Origin of the sequence: Streptomyces sp. CA-106110, assembly GCF_050936285.1 — a bacterium.
Lineage (GTDB): Bacteria > Actinomycetota > Actinomycetes > Streptomycetales > Streptomycetaceae > Streptomyces.
The window spans coordinates 9,131,663-9,147,372 of record NZ_JBNJNB010000001.1 but is presented as its reverse complement, the minus strand read 5'-3'; the positions used below and the strand labels follow the sequence as shown (position 1 = coordinate 9,147,372).

18 protein-coding genes and 2 pseudogenes are annotated in these 15,710 nt (G+C 69.5%); 11 read left to right on the top strand and 9 right to left on the bottom strand.

The window, feature by feature from the left end:
• Positions 1-40: 40 nt before the first annotated feature.
• Together ACQEXA_RS42145 and ACQEXA_RS42140 are read right to left on the bottom strand one after the other, a co-directional pair.
• The gene (locus ACQEXA_RS42145; protein WP_433132689.1) at positions 41-1,357 is read right to left on the bottom strand and encodes a transposase; all 1,317 of its coding nucleotides are present in this window, start codon (positions 1,355-1,357) and stop codon (positions 41-43) included.
• A gap of 191 nt (positions 1,358-1,548) precedes the next feature.
• Positions 1,549-2,406: a group II intron maturase-specific domain-containing protein gene (locus ACQEXA_RS42140; protein WP_433132687.1), complete on the bottom strand. Its 858-nt coding sequence runs from the start codon at positions 2,404-2,406 to the stop codon at positions 1,549-1,551.
• A 71-nt stretch (positions 2,407-2,477) separates the two neighbouring features.
• Here ACQEXA_RS42140 and ACQEXA_RS42135 point away from each other — a divergent pair, with 71 nt between their 5' ends.
• From ACQEXA_RS42135 to ACQEXA_RS42120, 4 genes and pseudogenes are all read left to right on the top strand, one after another.
• On the top strand, positions 2,478-2,855 hold the full coding sequence (locus ACQEXA_RS42135; protein ID WP_359412606.1) for a hypothetical protein: 378 nt from the start codon (positions 2,478-2,480) through the stop codon (positions 2,853-2,855).
• Positions 2,852-3,007: pseudogene (locus ACQEXA_RS42130) on the top strand (DUF5372 family protein); the annotation flags it as partial. The gene ACQEXA_RS42135 and the pseudogene ACQEXA_RS42130, both read left to right, overlap by 4 nt.
• A 163-nt stretch (positions 3,008-3,170) precedes the next feature.
• Entirely contained in the window at positions 3,171-3,335 is a 165-nt protein-coding gene (locus ACQEXA_RS42125) for a hypothetical protein (protein WP_359412609.1), read from the top strand.
• Entirely contained in the window at positions 3,328-5,547 is a 2,220-nt protein-coding gene (locus ACQEXA_RS42120; RefSeq protein ID WP_433129891.1) for a recombinase family protein, read from the top strand. The genes ACQEXA_RS42125 and ACQEXA_RS42120 overlap by 8 nt, the downstream gene beginning before the upstream one ends.
• Before the next feature lie 9 nt (positions 5,548-5,556).
• Here the strand turns inward: ACQEXA_RS42120 and ACQEXA_RS42115 are convergent, their stop codons facing one another.
• From ACQEXA_RS42115 to ACQEXA_RS42105, 3 genes and pseudogenes are all read right to left on the bottom strand, one after another.
• Positions 5,557-6,135 (bottom strand): reverse transcriptase domain-containing protein, encoded by a 579-nt coding sequence (locus ACQEXA_RS42115; RefSeq protein WP_433132685.1) that lies wholly within the window; start codon positions 6,133-6,135, stop codon positions 5,557-5,559.
• Positions 6,136-6,737: 602 nt separating this feature from the next.
• A pseudogene (locus ACQEXA_RS42110) lies at positions 6,738-7,016 on the bottom strand (transposase); the annotation flags it as partial.
• Between the two features lie 145 nt (positions 7,017-7,161).
• Positions 7,162-8,577, bottom strand: coding sequence for a GH39 family glycosyl hydrolase (locus tag ACQEXA_RS42105; protein WP_433134745.1), 1,416 nt, complete (start codon positions 8,575-8,577; stop codon positions 7,162-7,164).
• Positions 8,578-8,734: 157 nt separating this feature from the next.
• Between ACQEXA_RS42105 and ACQEXA_RS42100 the strand changes: the two genes are divergently transcribed.
• Both ACQEXA_RS42100 and ACQEXA_RS42095 read left to right on the top strand, forming a co-directional pair.
• Positions 8,735-9,829, top strand: coding sequence for a DUF5925 domain-containing protein (locus tag ACQEXA_RS42100; RefSeq protein ID WP_432926039.1), 1,095 nt, complete (start codon positions 8,735-8,737; stop codon positions 9,827-9,829).
• 41 nt (positions 9,830-9,870) lie between these two features.
• Positions 9,871-10,656, top strand: coding sequence for a DUF72 domain-containing protein (locus tag ACQEXA_RS42095; protein ID WP_432926041.1), 786 nt, complete (start codon positions 9,871-9,873; stop codon positions 10,654-10,656).
• Positions 10,657-10,677: 21 nt separating this feature from the next.
• Here ACQEXA_RS42095 and ACQEXA_RS42090 read toward each other — a convergent pair whose 3' ends face one another.
• Positions 10,678-11,046, bottom strand: coding sequence for a GntR family transcriptional regulator (locus ACQEXA_RS42090; protein ID WP_359391688.1), 369 nt, complete (start codon positions 11,044-11,046; stop codon positions 10,678-10,680).
• A 70-nt stretch (positions 11,047-11,116) separates the two neighbouring features.
• Between ACQEXA_RS42090 and ACQEXA_RS42085 the strand changes: the two genes are divergently transcribed.
• A complete protein-coding gene (locus ACQEXA_RS42085) occupies positions 11,117-12,046 on the top strand; it encodes an N-acetyltransferase family protein (RefSeq protein ID WP_433132683.1) in 930 nt (309 codons plus the stop codon).
• Positions 12,027-12,527 carry a DUF402 domain-containing protein gene (locus tag ACQEXA_RS42080; protein ID WP_432926045.1) on the top strand — a complete coding sequence of 167 codons (501 nt, stop codon included), beginning with the start codon at positions 12,027-12,029 and terminating at the stop codon, positions 12,525-12,527. Before ACQEXA_RS42085 ends, ACQEXA_RS42080 begins: the two co-directional genes overlap by 20 nt.
• 11 nt (positions 12,528-12,538) lie before the next feature.
• On the opposite strand, the gene ACQEXA_RS42075 is transcribed toward ACQEXA_RS42080, so the two are convergent.
• Positions 12,539-13,192: a class I SAM-dependent methyltransferase gene (locus ACQEXA_RS42075; protein ID WP_432939032.1), complete on the bottom strand. Its 654-nt coding sequence runs from the start codon at positions 13,190-13,192 to the stop codon at positions 12,539-12,541.
• Between the two features lie 172 nt (positions 13,193-13,364).
• On the opposite strand from ACQEXA_RS42075, the gene ACQEXA_RS42070 reads away from it, so the two are divergent.
• On the top strand, positions 13,365-13,499 hold the full coding sequence (locus ACQEXA_RS42070; RefSeq protein WP_432926047.1) for a hypothetical protein: 135 nt from the start codon (positions 13,365-13,367) through the stop codon (positions 13,497-13,499).
• Positions 13,500-13,618: 119 nt separating this feature from the next.
• Here ACQEXA_RS42070 and ACQEXA_RS42065 read toward each other — a convergent pair whose 3' ends face one another.
• Complete coding sequence (locus ACQEXA_RS42065; protein WP_432926049.1) at positions 13,619-13,789, bottom strand: hypothetical protein; 171 nt, start codon at positions 13,787-13,789, stop codon at positions 13,619-13,621.
• A 319-nt stretch (positions 13,790-14,108) separates the two neighbouring features.
• Between ACQEXA_RS42065 and ACQEXA_RS42060 the strand changes: the two genes are divergently transcribed.
• Positions 14,109-14,771 (top strand): hypothetical protein, encoded by a 663-nt coding sequence (locus ACQEXA_RS42060; protein ID WP_432926051.1) that lies wholly within the window; start codon positions 14,109-14,111, stop codon positions 14,769-14,771.
• 284 nt (positions 14,772-15,055) lie between these two features.
• The gene (locus tag ACQEXA_RS42055) at positions 15,056-15,160 is read left to right on the top strand and encodes a DUF2000 family protein (RefSeq protein ID WP_432926053.1); all 105 of its coding nucleotides are present in this window, start codon (positions 15,056-15,058) and stop codon (positions 15,158-15,160) included.
• Between the two features lie 88 nt (positions 15,161-15,248).
• Here ACQEXA_RS42055 and ACQEXA_RS42050 read toward each other — a convergent pair whose 3' ends face one another.
• A complete protein-coding gene (locus ACQEXA_RS42050) occupies positions 15,249-15,572 on the bottom strand; it encodes a hypothetical protein (RefSeq protein WP_432926055.1) in 324 nt (107 codons plus the stop codon).
• Positions 15,573-15,710 lie beyond the last annotated feature (138 nt).

Sequence of the window (15,710 nt, the reverse complement as noted above, 5' to 3'; positions counted from 1 at the left end):
ACTCCGTTGGGAAATCTGTAAACCGGGTGTGGGTGGGCCTTTATGCGGCCAGGTCAAGTCGGGCCAGATGCGAGGTCCTGGTCTGGCCGAGTGGGGTTTCGGTGAGCCAGGCGTCGAGTCGGATGATGTTGATGGCGGTGACGGCGAAGACGTGGCCGAGGTGGGTCTTGGGCAGGTCGGTGAAGCGGGTCCGGCGGATGCGGGTGCGCCGGACCGCCTGGGAGATCGTGTCCTCCACGCCGGCGCGGATGTTGTAACGCTGCTGCCACTCGTCGGTCAGCTGCTCGCGGCGCCGCGCTTCCAGCGACTCCTGCTGGTCCCGGGGAAGCAGGGTCAGACTGCGGCCCCATTTGCCGTTCGCCGCCTTGGTGCACTTCTGGCGCACGGGGCAACTGCCGCAGTCTTGGGCGGTGAAGTGCACCCTCGCGACGGGAGTTCCGCTGCTCTTTCGCTGGTCGGACCAGCTGGCGCTGATCTTGCCCTCGGGGCAGGTGACCTTGCGGGCCTGCCAGTCGACGGTGAAGGCGCTCTGCGTGAAGTGCTCGCCTTCGTGGTTCTCGTGGCAGGTGTCCAGTCCGACCGGCCCCACCAACTCGATCCCGTACTCGTTCCGGGCGGTGACGATGTGCGCGGCGGTGACATAGCCGGCGTCAACGTCGTGCTCGGCAGGCAGTAACTCCCGTGCGGCCAGGCCCTGATGGACGGACTCGGTGACTTCGGTGTCGGCGACGGTCGCGTCCGTGGTGATCACCTGGGTGATCAGGTGCGGGACGTCCGACTCGCAGGTCTCAGACAGGTGGGTCTTGTAACCGCACCAGCCTGAACCCCGCTTCACGCCGTAACGGGCGTCGGGGTCATAGGGCGAGGAGAGCCGGCATCTGCCCGGCGGGAGGTCCTTGCCCTCCCGCCAGTGCACCCCCTCGCCATCGCGGTGGTACTGCTCCACCCAGGCCCGGCGCAGGACCTGGACAGCAGGGATCTCCCGCAGCCAGCCCGGCGAGCCGGGAGCGAAAGCGGCCTCAAGAATCGTGAAGCCGTCACGGCCTACCTGCTCGGCCCACTCCTGGCGCACGTTCTCCCCTTTGGGGAAGCGGTAGGAGTCGATCCGGACACCGTATCGTCTGACCCAGTCCGCAGTGACCAGCGCGGACAGCCACTGCGGGGCCGCCGCTGACAGGGCCTCCAGGGCAGCCCGCAGGGTCTCGCCCACGAACTCCATCCGGTTCAACGTCCCCACCGCCGCGAGCACGTGGGTGGAGTCGGTGCGCTGACGGCCCCCTGCGCGCAGCAGCCCGATCCCGGAGATTCGCTCCAGGACCAGGTCCAGGACCTTCTCCTCCAGTCCGTGCTCGATCAACCGGGCACGGAAGTCGCAAAGGACGAAGAAGTCAAACCCCGGGTCGTCCAGCTCCAGGCCGTGAAGTCGGCCCGGAGCGCGGTCCCCGCCTTTCAGCCGGGCCGTTTCTCCGGGCCGCTTCCCGCACCCGCCGTGCGCCTCTCAACGCAACGGGCGCTCCACAAGTCCCGGTGATGTCCTGATGGTTGGCCTCACCTCGTGAGCGGCCATGGGGAGGGGATGACTGATCCGCGGTAGCGATAGCGCGTGGTGTGCACCTTCGCCGGGCTGAACAGTTCCCGTTCCTCGCTGGCCGGCCACCAGCCGCCGCCGCAGAAGCGGCGGCGCAGATTCTTCCAGTTCATTCGGGGGTGCTTGCGCCGAAGCCACCAGATCACCCGGCCCCAGACATACGAGCTCAGGTACTGGAAAACGGCACTCGACACTCCGGGCCGGAAGTAGGCGCACCAGCCCCGCAGCATCCGGTTGAGACAGATGAGCAGGGTGTCGAATGGCACGTCTGTGCCTGTTCTGCGGCACTGCGTCTTGACCTTGGCCATCACGGCCGCGAGGGCCTTGCGGGACGGGTAGGTGTAGACGTAGTGCTTGCTGGTGCCTCGCTTGCGATGGCGTTGGATGCGCCAGCCAAGGAAATCGAGGCCCTCGTCGATATGGGTGACCAGCGTCTTCTCCGGCGACAGGCGAAGGCCCATCGTGGAGAGGACCTGGGCGGCCTCTTCCTTGAGCGCCTCCGCGTCGGACTGGGTGCCCGACACGACCAGACACCAGGCGTCCGCGTAACGGATCAGCCGATAGTTCGGCAGTCCGCGACGGCGGCGTTTCTGGCGGTCGTTGAAGGTGCTCGCTGGACCTCCCGGGCCCCGGGCGATGTGCTCGTCCAGGACGGAGAGGGCCACGTTGCTCAGCAACGGGGAGAGGATTGATCCTTGCGGGGTTCCGGCGCTGGTCTCCCTGAACGCCCGGTCCTCGCCGAGGATGCCGGACTTCAGGAACGCCTTCACCAGGGTCAGGACGCGTTTGTCCCCGACGCGAGCGCGCACCCGGTCCATCAAAGCGGCATGCGCGATGTTGTCGAACGAAGCCCGGACTTACTACCCGCATCGAGGACCTCGCGGCCGCGTTGCGCGCTGGGGCCGCGGGGTTGTACTGCGCGGTGGCGGCCGTCGAGTTGCTGATTGGCCAGGAACGGTGGCTGCGCCGCGACGACTTCATCGCGGACTTCGTCGAGATCGTCCCTGCTGCGGACGGGACGCCGATGGCGTTCGTCGACTGGTCGCGGGTGGCAGCCTGTCTGAAGCGCGGGCGGCTGGCCTGCTCCACCGGCGAGGGCCAGGTGCTGCGGCTGTGCGCGAGCCTGGTCGAGGGCGTCCCCGTTGACCTGGGCACCGTGTTGACCAGCGTGGACGCACCCACCGTGGTACTGGTGGCCCGCGCCGTGCTGCGCGCCGGCGGCTGTGCGGAGGTCGCTCTGCCCTTGCGAGACGGTGGTGCGCGGTGAGGTCCGTGCAGGTGGTCAGGGACCACCACCCGCTCAAGGGCCGCAGCCTTCAGGTACTCGGCCAGATGCACTGCCGGGGACGGCTGGAGCTGCTGCTGGTCCTGCCGGACGGGAGCAAGTCGCTCATCCCGGCCGCCTGGACTGACTTCCCTCAGGACAGGGAAGAAGCCACCGGCGCCGGAGACGATCGCATCAGGCAACTTGCCTCGTCGGTCAAGCTGTTGGAGGCGCACGGGCTGGTTTCCTCGCTTCTCGCCCGGGCGATCGCTGGGCGGGAGCAGGCTGCACGGCAGTCACCGTGCAAGGAGGACGACCGTGCAGCCTGTCCAACTCAGTCTGCTCCCCGAGCAGGTATCCCCGCCGCAGAACCAAGTGATCGGCCGACTCCCGCAGCCCCAGCTGCAAGAGGCCGTCACCCAGCTGGCCCATCTCATCGCCAAGATGACCGCCGCACGCCGAACGGAGGCTGACGATGAGTGAGCACAGTAAAGTCACCGCGTCCCATCGACAAAGAGCGGCGATCGTCTACGTGCGCCAGTCCACTCTGCTTCAGTTGGAACGCAACAGGGAGTCCACGGCCCGCCAGTACGATCTGGGCCAGCGTGCGGTGGCGCTCGGGTGGTCCCGTGCGCAGGTCAGCGTCGTCGATGAGGACCAGGGCATCTCCGGCGCCAGTGCCCTGGGGCGGTCCGGGTTCGCCGGGCTGGCCGCCCGGGTCGGCCTGGGCCAGGTCGGGATCATCCTCGCGCTCGAGGTGAGCCGGCTGGCCCGCAATAATGCGGACTGGTACCGGCTGCTCGACCTCGCGGCGATGACCGACACGCTGGTCGCCGACGCGGACGGCGTCTACCACCCGCGTCGGTTCGACGACCGCCTCGTGCTGGGCATGAAGGGGACCATGGCCGAAGCTGAGCTGCACATTCTGCGGGCCCGCCTCGACGGCGGGGTGCGCAACAAGGCCGCCCGCGGGGAACTGCGACGCGGCCTTCCCGTCGGTCTGGTCTGGGGCGAAGCCGATGGCGAGATCCTCTTCCATCCCGACGAGGCCGTGGTCGGCGTGATCCGCGCGGTCTTCGAACACTTCGCCGCCTGCGGCTCAGCGCGCGGGGTGTGGCTGTGGTTGCGCGAGCAGGGCCTGAAGTGGCCGCTGCAGCCGACCGGGTACGTCAACGGCACCGAGATCGTCTGGGTCGAGCCGACCTACCACGCGGTGCACAACACGCTCACCCACCCCGCCTACGCCGGTGCCTACGTCTACGGCCGCACCCGCTTCGAACGCCGCCTCGACACCGACGGCACCGTGCGCACCCACCGCCGCGTCCTGCCCCGCGACCAGTGGCAGGTCCTGATCGAGGACCACCACGAGGGCTTCATCACCTGGGAGGACTACCTGGCCAACCAGGAGAAAATCAGTGCAAACACCCGCCCGCGGCGTCACGAGCCCGGCACCGGCGCGGTCCGTGAGGGGTGCGCGCTGCTGCAGGGCCTGGCCGTCTGCGGCATCTGCGGGCGCAAACTCGCCGTCTTCTACCAGGGCCCTGCCAAGGCCACCCCCGGCTACTACTGCACCGGATCCGGACAGCTGGTCGACGGCCGCGGCACGCGCCACCTGCAGGTCGGCGGGCAGGCCATCGACGCCGCGGTGGCCGCCGCGTTCCTGGCCGCGCTCACCCCCGCCGCCCTGGAAGCCTGCCTCAAGGCTGCCGACCAACTCGAAGCCGACCACGACACGGCGCTTGCCCAATACCGGCGCGAGGTCGAGCGCGCCCGCTACGACGCCTTGCGCGCCGAGCGCCGCTACCGAGCCGTCGACCCGGACAACCGCCTGGTCGCCCGCGGCCTGGAGGCCGACTGGGAGAAGACGCTCACGGCCCTGGCCGCCGCCGAGGCCGAGCTCGCCCGCCGCGATCGCCGCCGGCCCACCGCCCTCACCGCGGCCGAGCGCGCCACGGTGCTCGCCCTCGCCGACGACCTCCACCCGGTCTGGACCGCCGAGACCACCACCGACAAGGACCGCAAGCAGCTGCTGCACACCCTGCTCGAGGACGTCACCCTCACCGTCCACCGCGACGACTCCGACCCGCGCGCCGAGGCAGTCATGCGCTGGAAAGGCGGCGCGATCAGCAAACTGGTGGTGCCGATCCGCCGACCGCAGCCGAAGATCCGCACCGACGAGGACACCGTCGACCTCATCCGCCGCCTGGCGGTGCACTACCCGGACGCCCAGATCGCCGGGATCCTCAACCGCCAAGGTCGGCGCACCGCCCGGGGATTGTCATACACGGCCAGTAGAGTCCAATCACTACGGCACCACTGGGGCATCCCCTGCCACACCAAGAGCGACAAGCCGCAGGAAGGAGAGCTGGTCACCGTGGCCCAGGCCGCCGACCGACTCGGTCTCGCGCCCTCCACCCTGCATCGCTGGCTGGGCGACGGCTTCATCGCCGGCGAGCAGGACACCCCCGGCGCCCCCTGGCGCATCCGCCTCACCGACGAACTCCGTGCCCTATTCGTCGAGGACGCCCCCGACGGCTGGCTCGCCATGCTCGAGGCCACCCTCGCCTACGGCGTCTCCCGCCAGACCCTGTTGCAGCGTGTCAAGCACGGCGAACTGAAGGCCGTCCACGTCCGCACCGGACGCAGAAAAGGCCTGCGTATCGAGCCCCCGACCCCTCAGAACAGCCTGTTCTGACCCCCACAATCAGCACAAGGAGCAGTGTGACGATGCGTCAAAGCAGGCTTTGATGTCGCCTTCCACGATCCACTCGTAGGAGTGGGAAGTGAAGTGGCGGACCTCGGCCACCGCGTCATGAGCCCGGTGGTTCGGGCGGAACCCGTAAGAACACGGGAGGAAATCCGCCTCGAAAATCGGCTCTAGCACCAGCTTCAGGGACGCCTGCACCACCCGGTCGGTCACGGTCGCGATCCCCAGACGGCGCTTCTTGCCGCCCGCCTTGGGGATCATCCTTTCCCGGACCGGGAGCGGGCAGAAAGTGCGGTCCTTGATTGAGGACCGCAGCCCGTCGAGGAAGTTCTCGACGCCCCGCACGGTTTCCACGTAGTAGGCGGTCTCGCCGTCCACTCCGGCCGTGCGGGCTCCCTTGTTGCCCCGCACCCGAGCCCACGCGACCAGCAGGAACGCGGGGTCGGCAACGAGGTTGAACAGATCACTGAATCTGCGATGAGGGTCCTCGCGGGCCCATCGGTGCAGCTTCGTCTGGATCTCCAGTACCCGGCGTTCCGCCCTGGTCAGGGCGTATTCCAGCTCGTCGGTATTCACCAACGGCCTCCTGGCCTTCCAGTCCTTCGGCTGCTGACTTGCTGTCCTCCTTCGCCATGTACGCGCCTCTCGCGCGCTCGGACTACTGCGAGGACTCCGCCACAGTCCGGTGCCGTCAGCCGACGACGGGCCTGCCCTCCGCCCGGCTGGCTGCCGGGACTTGGGCGGCATCGGACCGCTTCCCACGTTCACCGCTATCCGGTTGTCGAGTGAGCCGCCCAGCTGTACCCCGGCAGCATCGCCATGTCTACGCCGCAGACCTTCAACATGGCCTCCGGACCAGCGCACTTCACCAGCCACGGAGACGCCCCCACCTCCTTCGTGGGAACGAGCACTGCACCCGGCCCAGATCCGCCAGATTCGAGCCGGTGGAAGTGTTACGAGGCTTCAGACACTGGTTCCTCTCGTACAGCTTCTCGTCTCGCTTGCCGGGCCCATACCGTCTGGCAGTTCCGGTACGTCCCGTCGTTGTCAGGGCTGCTTACCACCCTCCCGCGCGACTCCGCGATCAGGCTGCCCTCAGCTTCGCTAGCCTGCTGCGACAGGCCAGCGGCGGAGTCCTTTCACCCCCGCCCGGAAAATAGCGGCGCCTCGTGGCGCACGAGGAGGAACTTCCAGTCCATCCGGGCCCGGACCTGGTCAGCGGCCTGCCGGTCGGTGAGGCCTTCGGCATACTGCAGCACCGACACCAGCGCCAATGCCCCAGGCGAGACCGCCGGCCGCCCCCGTCCGGGGAACGCCTCGGCAAAGGACTCGTCCTCGAACAGCGGACCGAGCGCCTCACGGACACGGACCGCAAGCGTCCCCTTCGGGAACGAAGCCCGCACCACCCGCGCAGTTAGCTCCGGCACTCCGCGATCAGCCCGCGGTTCCAGCGACATCCAGCCCCACCCTCGATCAGCGAACAGGCCGATCATGGCAGCCCGACACACTCATCATCACCGGTTTACGGATTTCCCAACGGAGTCGTAAACGCCCGGGCTTGCGCTCAAGAGGAAGGTCAACCGGCGTACCGGGTGCGGCGGCTCACCGCTCGAGCCACTTCACCTCGTACGCCTTCATGTCGAACTTCTTGCCGTCGATCCCGGCGCTGATCGTCCGGCCCTGGGTGTTCACCACCAGAACGACCCTGTCGGTGGCGAGGACGCGCACATCGGGGGCGACGTCCTCGGCGACCTGGACCGTCGTGTACTTCGTCCCCGGCCGGAACTCCTTGCCGAACCGGGAGACGAGGTCGTACATGGGCAGCGGTCTTCCGCCGTTCGCGGAGTCGGTCGGCGACCACAGGCAGCCGGGGCAGTCGGGGCCCTTCTCCTCCTCCGGGTTCCAGTAGAAACCCGAGGTGGCGCCGCCCTTGACCATGGCGATCATCCCGGCGGCCTGCACGGCGACCCGGTGGTCCTCGCTCCAGCCCTTGCGGTCGTCGTTGCCGTCGGAGGGCTCCACGTAGTACTCGGCCCACCACAGGGGCAGGTCGCCGGTTTGGCGGCGTACCCAGGCGCTGACGTCGGTGAGCTTGTCGGTGGCACCGAACTCGTCGGGCAGCAGTTCGTTGTCGTCGGTGTAGCTGGAGCCGTCCACGACGACGAAGTCGGCGCCCGCCTTGTGCTCGTTCCAGTAGTCGAAGGCGTCGAGGACCCGCTGGTCCATCGCCCCCCACGGCCCGCGCAGGGTGGTGGAGGCGTCGTGCTGCTGCCGCGGGTCGACGCTGTCCATGACGAGGTACGGTCCACCCACCATGATCTTGGGGTTGACCTGCTTGAGTGCCTTGTAGACGAGGTTGTACAGCTCCGTGTAGCCCTCGTAGTCCCAGCGGGCCCGGGAGTTGTTCCAGAAGCCCTTGAACTCGTTCCAGACCACGAAGTGGCGCACGTCCGGATACCGCTTGGCGACGGTTGCGGCGAGGGCCGCGAAGTCCTTGTAGTGGTCGCGGGTCGGGGCGGTCTCCAGCGCGGCCTGGCTCCAGTTGGTCCTGTCGACGCCCGCTCGGCCGCCCTTCATCCAGTCCGGGGCGCAGCACAGCGTCACGACCGGGGTGCTGCCCGACTCCCGGATGAAGTCGATGCGGCGGTCCATCTCCGCGAAGTCGTAATGCCCCTTGACCGGCTCGGGGTTGCCGGCACCCCAGCCCATGATGTGCTGGTTCTGCGGCATCCGGTTCGCCGACAGCAGGTCCTCGACCCGCCGGGTGGCTCCGTCGCTGCCGTCGTCGGCGCTGAACTGGGTGTGGGTGAAGCCCCAGCCGACGTCGGGTGCCGTGTTCTCGAGCGGGGTGCCCGGTGTGCCGTGCACCTTGCCGCCCTCGGTGGTGGTACCTCTGATGCTTCCGCCGTCGGGCAGCGTGCCGAGCGTCACCGCCAGGGCCAGTGCGACCACGGCCGCGCCCAGCAGCGCGGTGAGGCGCCACCGCCGCCCCCCCGAAACCCACCCATGGCATCCCATCATGGACAACAGTAACGGCGGAGGTCGGCCCAGGGGCAGGTTTTGTCATACGACATCCCCGTAACAGGACGTACCGGAAGCACGGGACACAGCCGACACACCCGACGCACCTCGGAAACCGGATGCACGGGGCGCCCACGTGCCGGATCATGGCGGCATGTCCGCGAACCCACACGACGCGCTGCCGATCCGGCTCAACGTCGACGACAGCGACTCACCCTCCGACATCGTCGACGCGCTGTTCCTCGGCCGCTTCGCGGCGGGCGAGCAGCCGTACTCGCACGCGGCGAACATCGACCGCGTACGCTCCGGGGCCACGCTTCTGCCACCGGGTGCCCGGGTGCTGCGGCTCGCCCGCGACGACGACCGCAGCGCCACGCTCGCGGAGGGCGAGGGCTGGACGTTGCTGATCTCGCGCTGGAACCGCGGCGCGGACGTCACGGTGACCGCGACCACCGCCGAACTGGCCGAACAGGTGCTCAGCCAGGCGACGGACGGCGCGGCGGACGAACCCGAGCCGCAGCCGGAGAACGTGACCATGGGGTTCTGGTACGTGTCGCCGAGGCGGGGCCCGCACCGCACGACACGTCAGATCACGGCCGGCACCTGGGAGGAGGTCCGGGCCAACTACACGGCGCCGGTGGCGGATGCCATGGACCGTCTGATGAAGACGACGCCCGAGGACATCGGGGGCCGTCTGCTGCTGCTCCACGGTCCGCCGGGCACGGGCAAGACCTCGGCGCTGCGCACACTGGCCCGCTCGTGGCGTGACTGGTGCCAGGTGGACTGTGTACTGGACCCCGAACGTCTGTTCTCGGACGTCGGTTACCTCATGGACATCGCGATCGGCGAGGAGGACGGGGCGGGCAAGGGCCGCTGGCGTCTGCTCCTGCTGGAGGACTGTGACGAACTGATCCGCGGCGAGGCCAAGCACACGGCGGGCCAGGCGCTGTCCCGGCTGCTGAACCTGACGGACGGACTGCTCGGGCAGGGCAGGAACGTCCTGGTGGGCGTCACCACGAACGAGGACCTGGAGCGCCTGCACCCGGCCGTCGTCCGCCCCGGCCGCTGCCTGGCCCGGATCGAGGTCGGCCACCTGACCCGCTCCGAGGCGGTGGGCTGGCTGGGCCGGGACGAGGGCGTCGGCCGCGACGGGGCGTCGCTGGCGGAGTTGTACGCGCTGCGGCGGGGCACATCTCCGGCGTCGGTGCCGGACCCGCGGGCGGGAGCGGACTCGGGGCTGTACCTGTAGTCCCGCCGGTGGAAGCCCGCTGTCGGTGCTTTGATGGACGTATGACCCTGTTCGTCGGCACGTCGGGGTGGCAGTACAAGGACTGGCGCGACGTCCTGTACCCCGCCGACGTGCCCATGCGGCTGTGGCTGGAGGAGTACGCGCGACGGTTCGCCACGGTCGAGATCAACAACGCGTTCTACCGGTTGCCGTCGCAGGAGACCTTCGAGGCGTGGCGAGAGCGGGTTCCGCCGGACTTCGTGGTGGCGGTCAAGGCGAGCCGCTATCTGACCCACATCAAGCGGCTGAAGGAGCCCGAGGAGCCGGTGCACCGCCTGATGAGCCACGCGGCGGGACTCGGCGACCGGATCGGCCCCATCCTGCTCCAGCTGCCGCCCAATCTGCGCGCCGACCCGGGCCTCCTGGACGACTGCCTCGCCTGCTTCGCGCCCGGCACCCGGGTGGCGGTCGAACCGCGCCACGACTCCTGGTGGACCCCGCAGGTGCGCGAGGTGCTGGAGGCCAGGGGCGCGGCGCTGTGCTGGGCCGATGTGCTCTCCCGCCCGGTCACCCCGCTGTGGCGGACCGCCGACTGGGGATACGTCCGCTTCCACGCGGGCCGCGCCCGGCCGTGGCCGCACTACGGCCGCCGGTCCCTGATCTCCTGGGTCCACCGCATCGCGGCCGCCTGGCCCGACGAACAGGACGTCTACGCCTACTTCAACAACGACCCGCACGCGGCGGCGGTCCTGGACGCATCGGTGTTCGCCCGGGTGGCGGCGACGGGAGGCCTGGCGGTGACCCGCACGCCACGGCGTCTGCGGACGGCGGACCCGGCACAGCTGTGAACCCGGCTCCGGAAGGTGCGGCTACCCTCCGTAGGCCGCCCGCAGGGCGTCCCGGGCCGCTGCCAGGCTCTCGGCCTCGCTGAGCCCGAGGCGGTGCACCCGCTCGGCGTAGGCCTGCGCGGCTGCCGCCGCCTCCCGCTCTGCGGCCGAGCCTGCGGCAGCCACGAACGTGCCGTTGCGCCCCCGCGTCTCGATCACCCCGTCCGTCTCCAGCGCGCGGTAGGCCTTGGCCACCGTGTTGGGCGCGAGACCGAGCGACTCGGCGAGCCCGCGCACGGTCGGCAGCCGGTATCCCACCGGGAGCGCCCCCGACCGGGCCTGTTCGGCGATCTGTGCGCGCACCTGCTCGTACGGCGCACCCGCCTCCGTGATGTGGATCTTCAAGGTCACGCGCCGATTGTCCCGCACCCGCGGAAAATTGGGAGGACTCCCCTACTGGCCCCGCGTAGCGTGCACGCCCATGACCATCAGCGTGCGCGACCTACACCCCTCCGTACGAGCCGACGCCGAGGGATTCGCCCGGGTCCGGCGACTGGCCCTCCCCTTCGTTCTGTTCACCCCGGAGTCGATCGCCTACGACATCGGCCATATGCACCCCGACGCCCACTACCGCCCGCTCGTGGCCGAGGAGGACGGCGAGACGATCGGGACGGCCCAGGTGGGTCTCGCTCACGACAGCTCGGAGCCCGGCCAGGCGTACCTCAACATCTACGTGCAGCCGGATCGCACCCGTCGCGGCGCGGGATCGCTTCTCGTGCGGGCCGGTGAGGAGTATCTGGCCTCCGTGGGCGCCACCACCGTCTTCGCCTGGGTCCTGGACGAGCCGGGCAACCGCGCCTTCGCCGAACGACACGGCTATCGCCCGAGCCGCTCGGCGCACTTCCTCCGCCTCGACCTCGCGAACCACGACCTGCCCCCACTCGAGGAGGCCCCGCAGGGTGTCGAACTGCGCACGGGATCGGACTTCGCCGACGACCCCCGTCCCCTCTTCCGTCTCGACGCGGAGACGATCTCCGACGAACCGAGCGACATCGGCCATGAGTTCACCGAATACGAGGTCTGGCTCGAGGAGACCTGGCGGCACCCCCTGTTCAGCCCGGAGCTGACCTCGGTCGCGGTGGTCGACGGCCGTCCCGTCGCCTTCAGCATGGCCCGCACCGACGGAGGCGTCCGCTACGGCACGGTGATGACCGGCACCGCCCGTGCCTTCCGCGGCCGGGGCCTGGCCAAGCTCGCCAAGAACCACTCCCTGCACCGCGCCCGGGCCGCCGGGTACATCGAGGCGTTCACCGGCAACGACGCCGGCAACGGCCCGATGATCGCGATCAACAAGTGGTTCGGCTACGAGATCCGCGCGACAGAGGTGCGCCATGTCCGCGAACTCGGCTGACTCCGCGGCCCGGGTGGACGTCGCCCTCGTCAAGTCGGGCCGTGTGAAGATCCGTTACCCCGCTGAGCTGCTGCACGACGACGGCACCCGGATCACCGTCCGCGCGCCCTGGGCGGGCGACGGCGTGCGCGACTTCGGCTTCGTACGGTTCGAGCCCGGTGACGTCTTCACCGAGTACTACTGGCGCGACCGCTGGTACGCCGTCAAGGAGGTACGCACGGGGCAGGGCACCCTGAAGGGCTGGTACTGCGACATCACCCGCCCCGCCGCGCTCTCCGGCGGCGAACTGGTCGTCGAGGACCTCGACCTGGACCTGTGGCGTTCAGCGGACGGCGGTACCGTACTCCGCCTGGACGAGGACGAGTTCGCGGCGAGCGGCCTGGCGACACGGGACCCGCACGCCGCCGAGGCCGCCGTGCGCGCCCTGGACGCCCTCGAACTCCTCGCCCGCGGGGACGGATTCGGGAACCTGCTGGCCTGAGCCGCCGGCGGTCAGGTCACCGCCACCACCGCGTACCGCTCGTCGTCCACCTCTTTCCCCCACAGCCGGGCGTCGTGCGACAGCGACTCGACACGTATGTCCCGCACGAGGGGTGCGAGGAGGGCGGTCAGTCGGTCCGCGGGCACGCCCACCGGACTTGTCGTCCCCCACACTCCCTCCACCAGCACCAGGCGTCCTCCCCCGCTGCCGACCGCATGGGAGGTGCCCGAGGGACGCAGCAGTCCCCGCCAGTGCCGCAGCGCCCGGCCCGGATCCGGCAGGGCCCACAGCACATGACGGACGAGGATGACGTCGAAGAGCTGCTCGCCGACGGGAGGGGCCGCCGCGTCACCGACCAGGAACACGGCGTCACGGCCGGCCAGCTTGGCCCGGGCGAGGGCGACCATGGCCGGAGACAGGTCGACACCGGTCACCCGGTGCCCCCGCTCGGCGGCGAGGAGTGACAGGCTGCCGGTGCCGCAGCCCAGGTCCAGCACGTCACCGGGCTGCTGCGGCAGCCACTCGCCCATGCGCGCGTCCCACGCCTCACGCACCACGGGATCGCGCAGCCCGTGGTCCGCCTCGTCGTCGAAGGCGGCGGCCGCGGCGTCCCAGTCCACGCCCGAGCCGCCCCCCGAGGTTTCGGAGCGGTTGTTCCTGGCCATGTTCTTGGTCATGTACCTGGTCATATGCCTGGTCATGACCCCAGGGTGACAGGCACCACTGACAGTCGAATCGTGACAGCCGCCACAGACAGACAGCCATCTATGAGCAACCCTCGCCAAAAGGGTCTACCTCCACCCAAACGCGGAACCCGGTAGACACAAGGAGGCAGCCATGCGCCGAGTGACCGTGCACAAGCCCCTGAAGAGGTCCGACTCCCGCCGAGTGCGCGATGAGGCCGACGAGCGCCCGGTCGAGCGCAAAGAGGTGCGCAAGGACATCGCACGTGTGTGGTGGCCGGACGGCTGAGCCGGTCCGCTCGCCGCCCCTGCCCGCGCCCGTGTTGAAGGGCAACTGCCTCCGCCCCGCACCACGTCGGCCGCGCGGCTCCGTGGACCGTCCGCGCACGCGGCGAGTCGGCGACCCGCTTATGGGGCGACGCGCTTGACCGCCCCGGCCTCGGGGTCCCCGTACTCCGCGATCACCTGCCGGTCGGTCATGCGGTCGACTTCCTCGCTTCGCTCGACCGGGAAGATCACGTGGGTGCCCTTGTCCGTCCAGTACTCGACGACGCGGTGGGTCTCAGTGGCGCGGCCCATGGTCTGCTCCCTTGCAGTGCGTGGGGGGTTCAGGTGTTGCAGTGCGTGGGGGGTTCAGATTGCGTCGGTACACGTCGAAGAACAAGAGGAATTAGGTCTTCCGTTTCGGTCGAGGGAGGCGTAGGTTCCACTTACCCCGCGACGTCGGCCCGCCGGTTCCGGGCCGGACGGGCCGCGCGGGGGCCAAATGCCTTGCCGCTCAGGTCATACGAGGCCCCCTCCCCCGGGCCGGGAGGGGGCCTCGGGCGGCTCCGTCAGCCGTGACTTCGCGGATTCTGAAGGGTGTTCACCGGACGCCGAGCGCCAGTAGGGTCCACGCATGCGCGAAGTGGCGACCGGTGTCTGGCACTGGCAGGCGCCGCACCCGGACTGGACGCAGGACGAACGGTGGCCGCAGCGGGTGTCGTCGTACGCCATCGACGACGGCGCCCGTCTTCTCCTTTTCGACCCGCTGTCCGTGCCGGACGAACTCCTCGAACTCGCCGCCGACCGTGAGCCGGTGGTGGTGCTCACCGCGCCGTGGCACGAGCGCGACACGCGGAGCCTGGTCGAGAGCCTCGACACGCCGGTGTTCGTGCCACCGCCCGACACCGCAGACGACCTCGTGCGCAAGTTCGGCATCACGCACGAGCAGGCCGGCGGCGGCAGCCCTGACGTCGCCTGGCTTTTCACCGGGGACAGCGGCAAAGGGCATCTGTACGCGGCGGGCGACCGGCTTCCGATGGGGATCGAGGCGCTTGCCGGCAGGGAGCACAACGACCTTGTGCTCTGGGCCGACCGCGCAGCGGCCCTCATCCCCGGAGACACTCTGGTCGACTTCGGCCACGGCCTGCAGATCAACGACTGGCTGCGGGGCGGCGTCACACGCCAGCAGGTCGTCGAAAGACTGCGCCCGCTGCTCGCGCTGCCGGTCGAGGTCGTGCTCCCGGCGCACGGGGCACCGGCAGACCGAGCCGCGCTCGTGCGTGCGCTGTCTCTCTGACTTCGCCCCTGAGCCTGAGGTCCACCGTCCTGAGCCGACTGGCTCCTTCAACCGCCCTTCCTGATCGCTCAATCAGGCCTGCCGCCGTGCCGGTGGTCATGGCGGTCGGATGCGCGAGCGCGGTGAGCAGACCGGTCAGCGGGCTTTGCGCGAGGAGCGGGGGCGATCCGGACGGGTCGGCTCGATGCAGCGGGGCTGAACGTGCTCGTAGACCATCGTGGTCTGCACGTCGGCGACTTCGCGGCGTTCAGAGCACCCGCGTCTACAGCGACTTCATCGCCGCCGTGGGCAAGACCCAGACCGAGGACATGGACTACTGCGCGGTCAGCATCGTCGGCCCGCGCAACCGCGTCGACAAGATCGTCGGCAAGCTCCCCCTCATCCCCTGAGCCAGGATCGAGTCCGCGGCGGCGAGGGCCTTCCCGTTCAGCACCCCTGGTAGTGAACGGGAAGGCCTGCCACGGCGAGTACCCGCCGTCAGAGCGCGCAGCGAGCGAAAGCCTGCACGCTGCCGGACTGCTGCGACTCGTTCTGGAACTGGATCTGCCACTGTGTCGGGCTCACCGCACGGTTGCCCGTCACGTCGATGCTGGCGGAGGACACGTTCCAGCCACCGCTGAGGGCACCGGTGCCCGCGGGGCAGGTGACCGTGACGACCTTGGTTTGGCCGCCCGCGATGGACTCGACCGAACTGCTTGCGACGGGGGGCGGGTCGGTCATGCTCATGGCCAGTGCGGGGGACGCCAGGGCGACGGCCAGGACGGGGGCGGCGGCCAGGGCGAGGAGCTTGGTGCGGGTCATGGTTTGACCTCCTTGAGTGGTTCATGCGTTCCAGTCGAATCGAACGCATGAGCCCAGGCTAGGAACGGGGTGGATGGAGCCGCCATCCGATGCCACCCGTTAGAGTGATGAGATACTCACTGTGAGTTATTGATCGAA